Below are 14,360 nucleotides of genomic sequence, written 5' to 3' on the forward strand. Positions count from 1 at the left end.
TGATGCCACACCTCAAACATGAGAGCGTGTGATGCATTTTCAACGAGTTAGTGATGAGGAGGGAGCAAGAAAGGTCTCATGAGATTTCACGATTTGTGAAATCTCATGAGTGCATTTGTGAGATTTCAAAAGGAAAGACGCTCGCGGGACGTACGGTCCGTGATGCCCCAGAGGGCAAGGTCAGTGTACCGCAGGTTTATCAATCTTGAGCGCTCTCATACGGGAAGAAAGAGTGGAGGCATTGATTCCAAGCAGTTTCGCCGCACCGTTTTCACCCGAAACTTTCCACTTCGTAGCCTCCAGTGCGCGGAGGATATTGCTCCGCTCCAGTTCTTCCAGCTCTTTCGCGGTGCGAATCATCCCTGGCACTGGTTCACCGGTCCGATCAGTTAGAGACGGTTGCGCCATTGGTTCGGGTAAGGCTCGATCCAGATTCAGCCGGCCGTCGATAGCCGTGATCACGGCCCGTTCTAAGACATTCTGCAGCTCGCGCACATTGCCGGGCCATCCATAACTCTTCAGCCGGCGTATATCCTCAGTGTTCAGTGGCATAACAGAGCGCCCCATTTTGTCGGCAAACCGCTGTGCAAACGCCGAAGCCAGCCGCACCACATCGTCACCACGCTCGCGCAAGGGCGGCAGATGGAGCGGAAAGACGTTGAGCCGATAGAACAGATCCTCCCGAAACTTTCCGCCACTGACGAGCTGGGATAAATCGCGGTTGGTTGCGGCCAACACCCGCACATTCACTTTTTTGGTTGAGGCACTGCCGATGGGATCGAACTCGCCTTCTTGGAGCACCCGAAGCAGCTTAACCTGTAGATCGATGGCAAGGTCCCCGATCTCATCGAGAAAGATTGTGCCCTTGTCGGCCAAGGCAAAGCGGCCATTTCTCTTCCTGGTCGCACCAGTGAAGGCGCCCGCTTCATGACCAAACAATTCGCTCTCAATCAATGTGGCCGGGATCGCGGCACAATTGACAGTGACCAACGGCCGTTCTCGGCGAGCGCTAGTCGCATGGACGGCGCGGGCCACGAGTTCCTTGCCGGTTCCGGTTTCTCCCGTGATCAGCACGGTCGCATCGGTCTTCGCAACTTGTGCAATGTCCTGGAGCACCCGCCGAAATGCCGGACTCTCACCGAGCAAGGCACCGTTCTGATGGAGTGACTGCAATTCCTCCCGGAGCAGTTCGGTTTCAGCCGTCAGCGACTGGATTTTTTCTTCCGCTCTTATCCGATCATGGATATTGCGAAGAATAAGAGTCGTGAATTTTTGGCGATGCAGCTCAAAGCGGGACAGGGTCGCCTCCGCAGGAAACGATTGGCCTCCTGGGCAACGAGCGGTGAGTCCCCCAGGAATCCACATTGATCGCTGCCCCTCGGGCCGCTTGTCCAATTCGTCTGTCAGTGCGAGCAGCCGATCGGCATCATCAGAGCGCATGAAGGATCGGAAATCCTGACCGATCATCGTCTCCGCACGGCATTGAAAGGTCTTTTCAGTTGCAGGATTCACGCGTGTGATGTGGAGCTGGTGATCCAACTCGATGATCGCGTCCATTGCGGTGCCCAAGAGCCGCCCGAGTTTTTCCTCCCGTTCGCGGACCCCGGCTTCCGCGCGAAGCCGCTGGAGTTCCGCTGCGGCCCGCGCCGCAAAGATCTGAAAGATCGTATGAACTCGTGGCTCTTCTGGAATCGGTCGTCGATCGACCACGGCCATATGGCCGAGAATCTGCCCGTCCGTGTCTTGCAAAGGCACGCCCAGGTAACTGACCACTCCAGTGGCCTTCAATTCCTCCCCCTGAGGGAAAATCTCTAGAATACGATCGGGGAAATGTACCAGTTTGGCCGTATCGATCACGCGCTCACAGGGCGTTCCGGCAATGTCCACTTCATAATCATTGACCCACCGGCCGTCCATCCAGAAGGCGAGGGCACGGAGGCGGCGCTTCTCGGGGAAATATTCCGTCACCCAGGCGCCGTGCGTGCCGAGCGCCTTGGCCAGGTTCTGCACCAAAGCCGCGAAAAACTGCTGCCCGGTTTCCGTTGCGGTGCCTTCGAGAATCGCGCGTAAGGCGACGTCGGCTTCAAGATCCTGGAGCGGCTTGGAAGGATCGGCTGACGAAAGAGCCATGGGTGGAAGTATGGGGCGGGGTGAGAATCAGATTCAAGAGGGGGGACACCTCCCTACTCCACAATGCTGCATCGTGACAAAGTCCCTGGCCGTGATACACTTCTCGCCTCAATGTTTGATGTCATCCTTTATCAACCTGAAATCCCCCCCAACACCGGCAATATCATCCGTCTCTGCGCCAACACCGGTGTGGGACTGCACCTTGTCAAACCGCTGGGGTTTTCTCTGGACGACAAACAACTGCTGCGTGCCGGCTTAGACTACCACGAGTTTGCCACGCTCAACGTCTACGACAATTGGGCTGCGTGCGCCGCACACTTCAAGGCCCACCGCCTATTCGCCGTTTCTACACGCAACACTCACCGTTACGATCGTGTCACCTACACCAAAGGCGATGCATTTCTTTTCGGCCCTGAAACCAGTGGGCTGCCGGCCACACTGCTTGAATCGTTTGCGGAAGAAAGGCGCATCCGTTTGCCGATGCTCCCTGAGAGTCGCAGTCTCAACCTTTCGAATGCCGCGGCAGTGGTCGTCTATGAAGCTTGGCGGCAGATCAGTTTTGAGAACGGACGCTGACATTCGTTCTTCGCGTGAAAGGCCGCCTTTATGGCATCGGCATTCTCCCATGCGTTTGTCGCCCTCGCGCTCGGCAAGGCTTCCTCACATCCAATCATGACTTGGCAGGTCTTGCTCCTTGGTACGACTTGTTCAATTGTTCCGGATCTGGATGTCATCGGCTTTTACTTCGGCATCCAATACGGCGACCTCTGGGGCCATCGCGGCATGACGCATTCCCTCTTATTTGCCGGCCTGTTGAGCGTTGCTCTTGTGGCCATGTGGCACAAACAGAAAGCAAGGGGAGCGCAGGTGGGCCTATTCGTGTATCTCTTCCTCTGCACCGCATCACATGGTGTGCTGGATGCACTGACCGATGGCGGACTCGGTGTGGCCTTCTTCTCTCCGTTCGATTCAAGCCGGTACTTTTTCGCGGCTCGACCGGTTGCGGTGTCTCCGATCGGCATTGGCGCATTTTTTAGCGAGGATGCCTTTCACGTACTTGCCAGCGAGGTGAAATGGGTCTGGCTCCCGACCATTGCGGGGTTCCTCATCGCTCGCGGGCTACACTATGTACGATCGGCTCAATCTGCTGTGAAGCAAGCACCGGGAGATTGATCAGGCCCAGGCTCGCCAGACGAATACCGCCATGGCTGTTATCCGAGATATCGACCATACAGGAAGGCAACAAATTGCTTTGCCCCACGCATTCTATTTTTTACGTTTTCCTCCGTGACACCAGTCTGTAGCAGTTGTTGCTCAAACCGAATCAATGCATCCTTCAACTCTCTTCTCAATTCTCTTTCGATCACCCGGTCCAGCACACTTGGCATAATCTTCCTCCCCGATTCATACACTAGCCTCCAACCGGTCACGCCCTTGCCTGTACGATACGATTTCCAGGTCGCAGCAGCTGTCCGGGGATTCTACAGAAATTTCGAGAGACAAGCCAGTTCCTCCACGGGAGAAGGTCCCGACACAATCCGAGCCCTGCGCGCAAGCCTACAATCGTCCGACATGGAACAACGTAAGACCTGGTTTAACTCTGGCCCTCGGTAAGATCATCTTATGCATAAGAACGGTCGGAAGAGAGGCAACTGATTGATCCCAATGCACCAGCAACCGCGACCGCTCCTGCGTCAGCAGCTCCCCCAGGTGAACCGGACCAACGACAAAGGCATGACCACCCCGCCGTAACATGTGACTCAATCTCGCGACGATCGTTCTCATGGTCGCCGAAGAATCAAACGAGTCATACGGCAGCCACTGATAAATCAGGTCATAGGGTTCCCGGCTTACCAAGGGCTCTTCCCACGTATCCGCGGCTACCATTCGGATTCGCTTCAGCCAATCCCATCGTTGCACCTCAGCACACTGAGTCCAGAGCTGCTGAGCCTGACGCTGCGCATAGGCAAAGTAGCGGACATTCACGGTATATTCACATGGCCGATCAATGAGAATACAACTGGAAATGACAGCATCGCCGTTCGCGATGAACACACGCTCTGCCTGCGAGCGCAGCCTTCCAACCTCGCGATCCTGTTCCCCAAGATCGTCGAGATAGTCCGCAACGAAGGATTGGGCGGCGAGCTCGCTGATTTCTGTGTCGTCCTCGGGAAATAAGGGTACCGCCCCGAAGGCTTCGGCAGCGGGAATCTTCGGGACTCCTTCCACGAATACTGTTCGCCAATCGACCGGACTGATCGGGCATTTCTCTGGCGGCGATGGCCTCACCGAGAGATCGGGATTTAACGGCAAGGGTAATTCCGTTTCACGATCTTTCAAAATCAACCGACTCCCTTCGACACGGAGGCTGCGATCCAGCGGGACGACTCGGCGCCCGATGGAACTGACGTATGGAAGCCCCGCCGGATCTTCGGCAAGCGTGGCCTTTTGAACAATCCCGTTTTTCACGGTCAGACACAACCCTTGGCTCTCGTCAAAATACCGAACGGGAGGATATTGGGCCGGCAACCAGGCAATACGATGAGATTTTGAGGGATTCATGAATGCTGTGAATGGGGCCTCAGTATCTAATGGCTGAGGCGTAAAAAAGCCGGCGAACAAGCGAAAGGCTGCTTCGGATGGATACGTAGGAATCCCGCGATACCGTAAAACCCTCGGAGCAGAGCATCCCTTGTTTTGATCGTCATACAGTCCGCGAATCAGCTCGAACACGGCAGAGCCAGTCCCCGGCAACAACGATTTGAACAGTTCGACCACCGGGAGAAAGTCAATCTCGTCCCAATGCATGGCTCCCATGCAGGCCATGAAGCGCATCGCTTCAAATCCTCCACCATCCAAAACATACAAGGCGTCTTTTCGCTGTCGAATCGTGGCTATCCCTTTGGGATCGATGGCCAAATCCTCATCGCGATAAAACCACCGTACCTCCTCAATGGGGACTCGTAATGCCCCGGCAGCCATGGCACGAAGATCATCCGGAGTGATCCGTTGCCAATTGGGTCTCGAGGCTAAATTCAATCTGGTTTCATTCACCAGCCCACCGGGTTTAAGAAGGACCCATCGGCCCCAATCAAGTCGGACTCGCGCTCGCGTCAGAAAGACGGTCCCGGTGCCGGTCGACTCCCATTCGCACTCGTGCAAGGGATGGCCCGCCGGGTCTGTCTCAAGAAAGCGCCGTCCATCACGCCGATAAAAAACGAGGTGTCCGTTTGGAAAAGTTTCAACGTGTCCGCCGACCTTGTCGAAGGTTTCAGCGAGTGTACGTGTGGAAGAAAACAGGAGATGGTCGGGAGTGTTGAGAGCAAATGCAATGGCGTCCGAGGGCATTCACTCGCGGAGTTGGCCGCTCCCCATGACAATAAATTTGGAGCAGGTTAACTCGTCCAACCCCATGGGTCCCCGCGCATGAATGCGCGAGGTGCTGATACCGATTTCGGCTCCTAGACCGAACTGATACCCATCATTCAGTCGAGTGGAGGCATTCACAAGCACGGCACCGGCATCGACTTCTTTGAGAAACCGCATGGCACGTCCGTAATCCGACGTCACGATCGCTTCCGTGTGCCGTGATCCATACTGTGCGATGTGTTCCATCGCTTCATCCATGTTCTTTACGATTTTCACCGCAAGAATCAGTTCAAGAAACTCTTTGCCGTAATCCTGTTCGCTTGCCGGCTTGGCCTCAGAAATCAATTGGCAGGTCTTAGGACAGCCACGAATCTCAACTTTGGCCGCGCTGAGGCTTGCGGCAAGCTTGGGCAAGAGAGTCCGCGCCGCCGACTGGTGAACCAGCAGGGTCTCCATTGCGTTGCAAGTGGACGGTCGCTGCGCTTTGGCGTTGACACAAATGGTCTCCGCCATCGCCGAATCCGCTTCGGCATCGACGTAGATATGGCACACGCCTGCATCATGCTTCACCACGGGAATCGCCGAGTGTCCCGCAATGAGTTGCATCAACGATTCCCCGCCACGTGGGATGATCAAGTCGATGAACCGATCCTGCTTGAGCAACACCGGCACCACCTCACGATCTGCACGGTCGACGAACGTGACCGCACCGGATGGAACACCGGCTTTTTCCGATGCCTCAGACAGAATGGCGGCAATCGCCATGTTGGACTGAATCGCCTCGCTGCCGCCTCGCAACACACAGACGTTGCCCGATTTAAGACAGAGGGCCGCCGAATCCGCCGTCACGTTGGGACGCGACTCATAAATGATGCCGATCACTCCAATGGGCACACGTACCCGCCCGACCTGCATCCCGTTGGGTCTCGTCCACATAGCGGACATCATTCCTACAGGATCGGGCAACTTCGCCACTTCACGAATGCCGGCGGCCATTTCAGCGATCCGCTTCTCGGTCAATCTCAAGCGATCTGCCATCGCCTTCTTTGCAGGTGTCATTCCAAATGCCTTCAAATCTTGCTCATTCGCTGCGAGGAGTTCGTGCGACTTAACCTCGATCGCCTCAGCCATGGCAAGGAGTGCCTGATCCTTGGTCGCTGTCGGCAGAGACGCCAATCTCCTCGACGCCTGTTTAGCCTTGGAAACCAGCTCCAAAACATACTCCAAAACAGGCAGCGGTTTGGATTCGTCGATATTCTGATCTGAGGCAGTCTTGTCGAGAGGTTCCACGCTTCGCACCAATGATTGAACAACTCGGGAGCAACGTTGACAATACCGTGCGACTAAGAGACGGGTCAAGAGTCTGGTCCTAACACTCCGTAGCATCAGGAAGCGTAGGCAATGGCCAATGCCGACCTTGCATGACCTACGGTGTTGCTTCCGGTGGAGGAGGATCCGCAGCAGGTTCTTGTGGCGAGGTCGGAGGCGTTGGCGGAGGCGAGTCGGTGAGATTCATTGCGCCGCCTGACGAATCCATCTCTTCCGAATCGATCGATTGGTCTTGTGAGCTCGGTTCCACTGGAACGATCGGCTGATCACGTAGGGTTGGCTGTGGAGGAACCGTAAACGGCCTCGCGACAGGCCAAGTCGAGGCTGCCGTAGACGGATTCGGATACTGGAATACCCAATCGTAGTGGGTCGGCTTTCCCTCAAAATGGCGCACTGCGAGCGGGAAATTACCTTGCTTGATCGGTTTGTGTCTGCTCTTGCTTCGAACTCCCATAATACCGCCCGTGGGTGCCCGCAGCAATTCCCACTCACCACGTCCCACCGGATCGAGGTAGACCTTCCTGAGAAAGGGCTTGGGCGGTCTCGTGAGTTCGGCCAGCGTTTGCGGGTACACCTCACCAGGTACAACCCTTCCAGCCTTTGCTCTGGCCGAGTAGAGAGCTAGGGCCGTTTGAATTTCTATTCCCTTGGCCAGCAAATCTGCTTCGAGCTCCCGTTGCACTATCGTCTTCAACTGCCGGGCAGCCATCGTCATGGCAAGCCCCATGAGAGTGATGGCAATCATCACCATGAAGTATGAGAACCCCGTTTCTTGCCACCTCAGCGGCGCCAAGCGGCTCCCCATTATCCATCACTCCTGACCCGTTGGTGCTTCTGCTGGTTCTTCCGATGATGCTTCCGACAACGGCACCGTTTGATCCGTATGGGTCCCGGTGTTTCGGATGGTCACGCTTTCAGAATTGATTGCCTTGAGGATCAGATGGTCGTCGACACGATCACCGATTTTGAGCACCAGCACCTCATCATCTCTCCTGAGTACCGCAATATCCCTATTTTTTCGGCGACCCGCACCCACGCGAAGAAATCCCAGGTATCGATACTGCTCTAATTCCAACGCATCCTCTTGTTGCCTCAAAGTCTCGACTGCACCCGAACCAGGCTGGTCCAGGGAAGCTGGGGCATTCTCGGCTGCGAACGTGCCATCGGGACGGGGTACGGAAAAGATGTTCCGAGGCACTGTGAAATTCGCCTGACGTTGAAGATCCATTGAAGCAAGCAAATCGAGATTGACGTGCAACCCTGTCCCCCTCGTCTCCGCATGTCGCCCCACGGACGACGGGTGCCCTGTGACATTCATGAGCGGAACACGAACAGGCTCCTGCAGCAGCCGCCATTGCCATACAGCCAGTCCTACCCAGAGGAAGATAAGCGCGGCAGCAAGCATCGTCTTCTTTTTCGCATCCATGGTTACTGTGCTGGTCCAGGCGCACTGGACTCCCCAGCATCGCCGCGAAGGTACGTCGCAATCCTAATATTGAATGTCAACAACGCGTCCTGACTGCCTCCGGACCGAGTCAGCTCAAGATCCTCGATGAACACCAACTCTTCAGCCGTCTCGAGACCATAGATGAATCGGCGGAGATCCTCGTATCGTCCGGTCATCGGCCCCTGTAACAGTCCTTTGCTCGTATTTGCAACGAGCGTAGGCTCGGTCTTATAGGACAACGCCGGCAATGTGACACGATCGCGCTTCGCTTCATCTGAAATCCCCAGTGCTAACGGGGTAAAGTCGCGCTCGGCTGGAAACAGCGCCCATACTCGGCTTAGGTCCTGTTTCGCTTTTCTTGCTTCTCGATGATAGACCAACTTCTGGCGGGCCGCGGCCCATTCGTTTTCCAAACGCTCCCGGCTAGCTTGGACGCCTGCCACACCGAGGTCCTGGACGAGGAACAGTATGAAAAGCAGACCCAGAGCGACCCCCAGCCACGGAAGCAAGGGTGCGAAGGGATGCTGCCAGAGAAAGAGCAGGCGATCTTTCATCACTCAAGCTCCTTCATGCCGGTAGCGTAATGTGACGTCGAATTCCACCAACCCGTTCGGTCCGACACGATGCTGCGCCAGGATCGGGTCCTTAAATGTTGCGTGATCCTGGAGTCCGATGGTGAAACTACTGATGTCTTCCAGGCTCGTAGCGGTTCCTGTGAGTCGAACCATAGTGCCGGCTTGATCTAGGCGAACACTGCTGAGGGCAAGGCGTGAAGGGATCGTCTGTTCCAATTCGGTCAAAAACTTTGTCCATGAAAAGGTTCTTTTTTCAAGCAGCTGATTGGCCAACTCAACCTCGAAAGGCAGCCTCTTCAACGCCTCTTCAGACAAATCAATGCCTTCATCTCGGGCCTCTGCAATCAAGTCTAGGTCCTGTTGCCGTACTCCATCCAATTCTACTTGGATAGTCAAAGATTCTTGATGGGTGAGAATCACTTGCCTGACGTTCCAACTAATCCCTATCAGAAGCAGGACACAGCTTCCGATCAAGAGCAATCGAAGCGGAACGACCATCGGCCGATAGCGGCGGCTCAGGTTTATCTGGAACTGATTATCGGCGCGACGCAGCAATGGAATTGATCTGAGTGGTTCGAAGAACCTGGCGACCGCAGAACTCATGATCGTCATGCTAGAGCAACCCAGCCATCGCAGCCAACGATGTCATCCCTCGATGACTCCTTTTGGCCACCCGACCAAGGGCCTCGAGCGATTCCCAGCCTAGTTGTTCGACGGACAGTCGGAGCTCTGCCTCAATCAATTCTTGAAAGGCCGAAATGTCTCCGTCTGCACAAATAACGGCTTCCTTAACGACCGCTGAGGGGTATTGTTGTTGACAGATCTCTAACGATATGCAGCATTCCTCGAGAATCTTGCTCAGCATATCGGTCTTCGTAAACACGTGAGCCGCCTCGACCCCCAGGAGCTTGCACCGGTAGAACAGCAAACGTCCTCGTTGACAAATTATGGTCGTCAAGGCTCGATCCGATAGGTTGACCCACAGACACTCTCGGCTTTGCCAACGAGATCCACCTAAGGCCCTTCTCCATAGATCGAAGATCCGTAGGCTCGTGATCCCCACTTCTTGTGGGATGAGCCCGACAGATTCACACAGAGACTCATACTGCTGCAGCACCGATTCCTGGGCCGCCACCGTCAGCACAGTATGGGCTGGCCCTTTACTCCCCGAGCGATCATGAAATACCTGGAACGAGACCTTCGCCCCGCTTAGCGGGAACAGTTGCTCTTGACCGAGCCGCCAGCGGATCAGCGCATCGCGTTCCTCGCGCCTGACAGGGAGCTGCTCAAGCTGCAAGACTGTCGCTCTGACCGCCGTGTCAGGCAGCAACACTCCAATTCGTCGAGGAAGCTCAGGGATGATTGCTCCCCCGGCCGCATGGTGAACCGACTCTGAGCCCGTCAGGGCACGAATACGATTTGCCAATTCTGACGGATCGGACACGTTCTCCTCAGTTGGAGAAGGCTTGATCATGCCATCGGAAAGCGGGGATATGACGCACGTATGTCGACGCTGTCCACACCAATTTCGCTCGGTTTCGGCCCACGCGATTGAGTCGGTTCCGAATTTTAAGCAACGTTGGGGGCGGCTACTGGTCCATTGCCACATCGGATTACCCCTCCTCGCTGAACGTCACACGATTGATCTCTCGCAGCGACGTCTCCCCATTCAACACTTTTTTCAGCGCCGACTGCCGCAGCGTAATCATTCCATCGGTCACGGCCCGGTATCGGATTTCTGAAAGGGGTCGCTCGGCATGAATCATTTCTTTGATTTCATCGGTTAAATCGAGGAATTCCGTGATGCATTTTCTCCCTCGGTACCCAGTACCATGACATTGTGGGCAACCCTTTCCCTCATGGAACAACGTATCCTTGTATTGCTCATAGTCCAACCCGGATTCTTCAATAAGAGCCTGCTGCACTTTGACTGGTGTCCGACATGACGGACACAGGATTCGGACCAGCCGCTGCGCCAACACGCAGTTGAGAGCGGCCAAAAAATTATAGGCGTCGATCCCCATCGACGCGAACCGCCCGATGACGTCGAATACATTGTTCGCGTGCACCGTCGTCAACACAAGATGGCCGGTCAGGGCCGATTGGATCGCGATCTGCGCCGTCTCGGCATCTCGAATTTCGCCGACCATGATCTTATCTGGATCATGACGGAGTATGGAGCGGAGACCGCGGGCGAACGTGACTCCTTTCTTTTCATTGACGGGAATCTGCACCACTCCTGAGAGTTGGTATTCAACGGGATCTTCGATCGTAATCAGCTTGTCTTCGAGCGTGTTCATCTCGGATATCGCAGCGTACAGCGTCGTCGTCTTCCCGCTTCCCGTCGGCCCCGTTACCAACACCATGCCATAGGGCCGCGTGATGGCTTTTCTGAATCGTTTCAGATCCTCCGGATTAAACCCGAGCCGTTCGAGCTTCAAGGCCGACACTCCGGTCGCAATCGAGTCCCGGTCCAGTATTCGAATCACGACCGACTCGCCGAAGACGCTGGGTAGGATGGAGACACGCAAATCCACTGCCCTGCGATCCAGCCTCATACGGAAGCTTCCATCCTGAGGCACCCGACGCTCCGCAATATCGAGCTCTGACATGACCTTCAATCGCGACACCAAAGGGGCATGCAATCGAATATCCAGCGGCTCCATGGCTGGAATCAGAATGCCGTCGACACGAAGTTTAACTTTCGTCGCGCGATCTGCGGCTTCGATGTGGATGTCACTTGCGCGGCGCTGCATCGCACTCAGCAAAATCGAGTCCAGCAGCTTCACGGTCGGACTCTGCTCTTCCCCCGTATGATCCAGAGTTGGAATTTCTTCTCCTTGATCATCTTCTTTCAGCAAGATCGACCGATACTCCGCTTCCAGCTCACGGAGCACTTGACTCGATCCTTCACTGCGTTCCAGCGCCGCCAGAATGGCGCTCTTCGAGCTGACGACTCGATTCAGCGGCTTTCCGATGAGGAGCTCCAATTCGTCGAGCCCGAGCCGGTTTTGCGGGTCGGCAACGGCGATCGTCAATCCTCCAGAATGCTCAGCCATCGGCGCAAAGGGAAATCGCTGCATCAACTTGATCGAGATGGTTTCGTAGTATCGCGGATCGATCTGAAAATCAGTCAACGGATCATAGGGAAGACCGTATTGAACAGCCAGGGCATGAGCCAATTGATCCTCCGAGAGGAGCCCTTCACTGATCAGCGTTTGTCCTAAGGCGACAGCCGCTCCCTTCAATCGGCGCAGGACATCCTCGACCGAGTGCTTTGTGAGCATTCGCTGGTCCACCAGGACCTCGGCAAGAGATGGCCTTGAAAGGCTACGCGGCATACGCGACCTCTCTCCTCGTTGAATCCTCAACGCCCTCGGATCCCATTCCCACTTTGTTCCTGTCTAACCGCCGACGGTCCCAGCCATCTGAAATACCGGTAGATACATCACAATGACAATCCCGCCGACTAACACCCCCATGACGAGCAGCAAGACCGGCTCTATCCAAATGGTGAGCTGCACAAGCTTCGTATCGAGATCAGCCTCATAAAACTCCGCGACGTCTCGCAACATCGTATCAAGCGAACCTGTTTCTTCCCCTACCGATAACATTTCGATCGCGAGTCTCGGGAGCACTCTGGAACGATCCAATGCATCAGCCAATGTCGCACCCTCACGAATCTCATTGACGGCTCCGATCGTTTCTTGTGAAATCCATCTGTTTGAAACGGCTCCTCGTGCGCCTTGCAAGGCATCAATGAGTGGAGTGCCGCCAGCAAGAATCGTTCCGAGCGTTCGCGTAAGTTGAACGGTATTGTGTTCGACTGCAATCTGACCCACGAGTGGGAGTTTCAGCACAAGACGATCGATCGCCAGCTGTCCTGCCGGGGTGGCGTAGTAGGTACGTATTCCGATCACGATGCCGATCACGGCGACTACTGCGGGCACTATCCGTGACTCGGCATGCATAACCATATCAAGCAAGACCTGAGTCGCCCATGGTAAGGTCTTCTCTGATTCTCCATAGACCGATACGAAAGTCGGCATGACATAGATCAACAGAAAACTGACCACGGCCAGGCCGATACCGATAAGGACAATGGGATAGGAGATCGCCTTCTTCACCTTCTGACGAAGCCCGACCATCAGCTTCAGATACGCCACATACCGCTGTAGCACCTCCGGAAGATTGCCCGATTGCTCTCCTGCCTTTACCGTGGCGACATAGAGTTCCGGGAAATATGCGGGGTGTTTAGCTAACGCGTCCGAGGCAGAGGCTCCGCCTCGAATGTCTTCTCGCACGTCACGTAGTATCCGCTGAAATCCAGCATGGCCGGCTCGTTCGATCAGGAGATCCCAGATGCGCATAATGGGTAGCCCGGACTTGACCAGAGCCAGCAACTCTTGATTGAAGACCAAGAACTGACCCAGCGGAAGCTTTCCCCATGACCACGAGGCCTCCGTCTTGACTAAGGTGACTCCCCGACGGTGAAGATTGAAGACCAACAACCCTTGTGACTCTAGCTTGGCGCGAACCAACGACTCACTTTCTCCTTCCACATGCCCATGGATTGTAGACCCATCATGACGTGCGACTCGATACGCAAATACTGCCATAGAACTAGACCTTCAGGAATTGCCGCTTAGCCCATCGTGCGCCACTACTTTCGCTCGCACTCGGACGCTTCACTTGGAGGCTCAGTAAACCAGAGGGCTTGACCAACTTGAATACGGTCGTGAGGCAGCGCGTTACGAACCATGAGGCGTCTGACGGAAGTGTGATATCGGCGTGCAATACTCCACAACGTATCCCCAGACTTGACTACTACCTGTATGCGAGGTCCCACAGTTGCCGACAGAGAACTCCGCGGTGGTTCGCCGACCGAGGATGCTCTGGATACCTCGGTCGCCGGCCCCGAGACAATCCGGGTGCCCTCCTCCAGAGCCGCCAACAGGGCATCCTGCTGGGGGCCGACAGCCACCAACTCCAGTTGTCCGTCTCTTGGAGAAACCATAGCCGCGGGAGACACATTTCCCTTCACCTGCCTCCCAACTTTCGATAACTGCTTTTGAAGCTGCCTCCGTTGATTCTGCAGTGCGACTCTGGTCCGCCCCACCTCTTCCCGTTCGGAACGAGCGCTGCTTAGTTCTTCCCGTTGGAGATCAATCACATGGCGAGCTTCCGTCAACCGACGTTCCGCCTCCCGATTACGCCCTTCGAGCTGCGCCCGGACGATCTGCACATCAGCCAATTCCTGACGTCGTGCGTCGGCCTCTGCTCTCAACTCGGCAACCGTTCGCTGGGCATTTCGCAATGAGATCTTGAGGGTGTCTACCGTGAGTTGGAGATCCGACATCTCCGGTTCTTCCCTAATGGTGGGTTCGAGCGGACTACAGGCCGACATTCCGAGCAAAAGGATTCCCAGGAACGTACTCCCCCATTCTCCCCTCACTCGAAACGCTTCGTGCCCCAGGCAGAATCTACTCCGAGGCGATCTCACGCGCCTG

14 protein-coding genes are annotated in these 14,360 nt (G+C 55.6%); 2 read left to right on the forward strand and 12 right to left on the reverse strand.

From position 1 onward, the window contains the following. Positions 1 to 180: 180 nt before the first annotated feature. Complete coding sequence (locus P0120_03410) at positions 181 to 2,130, reverse strand: sigma 54-interacting transcriptional regulator (protein ID MDF0673381.1); 1,950 nt, start codon at positions 2,128 to 2,130, stop codon at positions 181 to 183. A 111-nt stretch (positions 2,131 to 2,241) separates the two neighbouring features. Between P0120_03410 and trmL the strand changes: the two genes are divergently transcribed. Next, the gene (gene trmL / locus P0120_03415; protein ID MDF0673382.1) at positions 2,242 to 2,706 is read left to right on the forward strand and encodes a tRNA (uridine(34)/cytosine(34)/5-carboxymethylaminomethyluridine(34)-2'-O)-methyltransferase TrmL; all 465 of its coding nucleotides are present in this window, start codon (positions 2,242 to 2,244) and stop codon (positions 2,704 to 2,706) included. Positions 2,707 to 2,736: 30 nt separating this feature from the next. Further along, positions 2,737 to 3,303 (forward strand): metal-dependent hydrolase, encoded by a 567-nt coding sequence (locus tag P0120_03420; GenBank protein MDF0673383.1) that lies wholly within the window; start codon positions 2,737 to 2,739, stop codon positions 3,301 to 3,303. Positions 3,304 to 3,341: 38 nt separating this feature from the next. On the opposite strand, the gene P0120_03425 is transcribed toward P0120_03420, so the two are convergent. From P0120_03425 to P0120_03475, 11 genes are all read right to left on the reverse strand, one after another. Beyond that, positions 3,342 to 3,518 (reverse strand): hypothetical protein, encoded by a 177-nt coding sequence (locus P0120_03425; GenBank protein ID MDF0673384.1) that lies wholly within the window; start codon positions 3,516 to 3,518, stop codon positions 3,342 to 3,344. A gap of 169 nt (positions 3,519 to 3,687) precedes the next feature. Beyond that, the gene (locus tag P0120_03430) at positions 3,688 to 5,478 is read right to left on the reverse strand and encodes a hypothetical protein (protein ID MDF0673385.1); all 1,791 of its coding nucleotides are present in this window, start codon (positions 5,476 to 5,478) and stop codon (positions 3,688 to 3,690) included. After that, a complete protein-coding gene (locus tag P0120_03435; GenBank protein MDF0673386.1) occupies positions 5,479 to 6,789 on the reverse strand; it encodes a glutamate-5-semialdehyde dehydrogenase in 1,311 nt (436 codons plus the stop codon). A 136-nt stretch (positions 6,790 to 6,925) separates the two neighbouring features. Beyond that, a complete protein-coding gene (locus P0120_03440; protein MDF0673387.1) occupies positions 6,926 to 7,633 on the reverse strand; it encodes a hypothetical protein in 708 nt (235 codons plus the stop codon). 6 nt (positions 7,634 to 7,639) lie between these two features. Beyond that, positions 7,640 to 8,254 (reverse strand): hypothetical protein, encoded by a 615-nt coding sequence (locus P0120_03445; GenBank protein MDF0673388.1) that lies wholly within the window; start codon positions 8,252 to 8,254, stop codon positions 7,640 to 7,642. Between the two features lie 2 nt (positions 8,255 to 8,256). Continuing rightward, entirely contained in the window at positions 8,257 to 8,829 is a 573-nt protein-coding gene (pilO, locus tag P0120_03450; protein ID MDF0673389.1) for a type 4a pilus biogenesis protein PilO, read from the reverse strand. A 3-nt stretch (positions 8,830 to 8,832) separates the two neighbouring features. Next, positions 8,833 to 9,453: a PilN domain-containing protein gene (locus tag P0120_03455; GenBank protein MDF0673390.1), complete on the reverse strand. Its 621-nt coding sequence runs from the start codon at positions 9,451 to 9,453 to the stop codon at positions 8,833 to 8,835. 10 nt (positions 9,454 to 9,463) lie between these two features. Further along, positions 9,464 to 10,294 (reverse strand): hypothetical protein, encoded by an 831-nt coding sequence (locus P0120_03460; protein MDF0673391.1) that lies wholly within the window; start codon positions 10,292 to 10,294, stop codon positions 9,464 to 9,466. A gap of 169 nt (positions 10,295 to 10,463) precedes the next feature. Further along, the gene (locus tag P0120_03465; protein ID MDF0673392.1) at positions 10,464 to 12,191 is read right to left on the reverse strand and encodes an ATPase, T2SS/T4P/T4SS family; all 1,728 of its coding nucleotides are present in this window, start codon (positions 12,189 to 12,191) and stop codon (positions 10,464 to 10,466) included. Between the two features lie 63 nt (positions 12,192 to 12,254). Continuing rightward, the gene (locus P0120_03470) at positions 12,255 to 13,469 is read right to left on the reverse strand and encodes a type II secretion system F family protein (GenBank protein ID MDF0673393.1); all 1,215 of its coding nucleotides are present in this window, start codon (positions 13,467 to 13,469) and stop codon (positions 12,255 to 12,257) included. Positions 13,470 to 13,513: 44 nt separating this feature from the next. Next, positions 13,514 to 14,209 carry a LysM peptidoglycan-binding domain-containing protein gene (locus P0120_03475; GenBank protein ID MDF0673394.1) on the reverse strand — a complete coding sequence of 232 codons (696 nt, stop codon included), beginning with the start codon at positions 14,207 to 14,209 and terminating at the stop codon, positions 13,514 to 13,516. Positions 14,210 to 14,360 lie beyond the last annotated feature (151 nt).

Origin of the sequence: Nitrospira sp. (assembly GCA_029194675.1) — a bacterium.
In the GTDB taxonomy this organism is placed as follows: Bacteria; Nitrospirota; Nitrospiria; order Nitrospirales; family Nitrospiraceae; genus Nitrospira_D.

Coding starts and splice junctions, on each gene's coding strand:
- trmL (MDF0673382.1), top strand. CDS start 2,242: ATGTTTGATGTCATCCTTTATCAACCTGAAATCCCCCCCAACACCGGC.
- P0120_03430 (MDF0673385.1), bottom strand. CDS start 5,478: ATGCCCTCGGACGCCATTGCATTTGCTCTCAACACTCCCGACCATCTC.
- P0120_03470 (MDF0673393.1), bottom strand. CDS start 13,469: ATGGCAGTATTTGCGTATCGAGTCGCACGTCATGATGGGTCTACAATC.
- P0120_03425 (MDF0673384.1), bottom strand. CDS start 3,518: ATGCCAAGTGTGCTGGACCGGGTGATCGAAAGAGAATTGAGAAGAGAG.
- P0120_03445 (MDF0673388.1), bottom strand. CDS start 8,254: ATGGATGCGAAAAAGAAGACGATGCTTGCTGCCGCGCTTATCTTCCTC.
- P0120_03465 (MDF0673392.1), bottom strand. CDS start 12,191: ATGCCGCGTAGCCTTTCAAGGCCATCTCTTGCCGAGGTCCTGGTGGAC.
- P0120_03475 (MDF0673394.1), bottom strand. CDS start 14,209: ATGTCGGATCTCCAACTCACGGTAGACACCCTCAAGATCTCATTGCGA.
- pilO (MDF0673389.1), bottom strand. CDS start 8,829: ATGAAAGATCGCCTGCTCTTTCTCTGGCAGCATCCCTTCGCACCCTTG.
- P0120_03420 (MDF0673383.1), top strand. CDS start 2,737: ATGGCATCGGCATTCTCCCATGCGTTTGTCGCCCTCGCGCTCGGCAAG.
- P0120_03455 (MDF0673390.1), bottom strand. CDS start 9,453: ATGAGTTCTGCGGTCGCCAGGTTCTTCGAACCACTCAGATCAATTCCA.
- P0120_03410 (MDF0673381.1), bottom strand. CDS start 2,130: ATGGCTCTTTCGTCAGCCGATCCTTCCAAGCCGCTCCAGGATCTTGAA.
- P0120_03440 (MDF0673387.1), bottom strand. CDS start 7,633: ATGGGGAGCCGCTTGGCGCCGCTGAGGTGGCAAGAAACGGGGTTCTCA.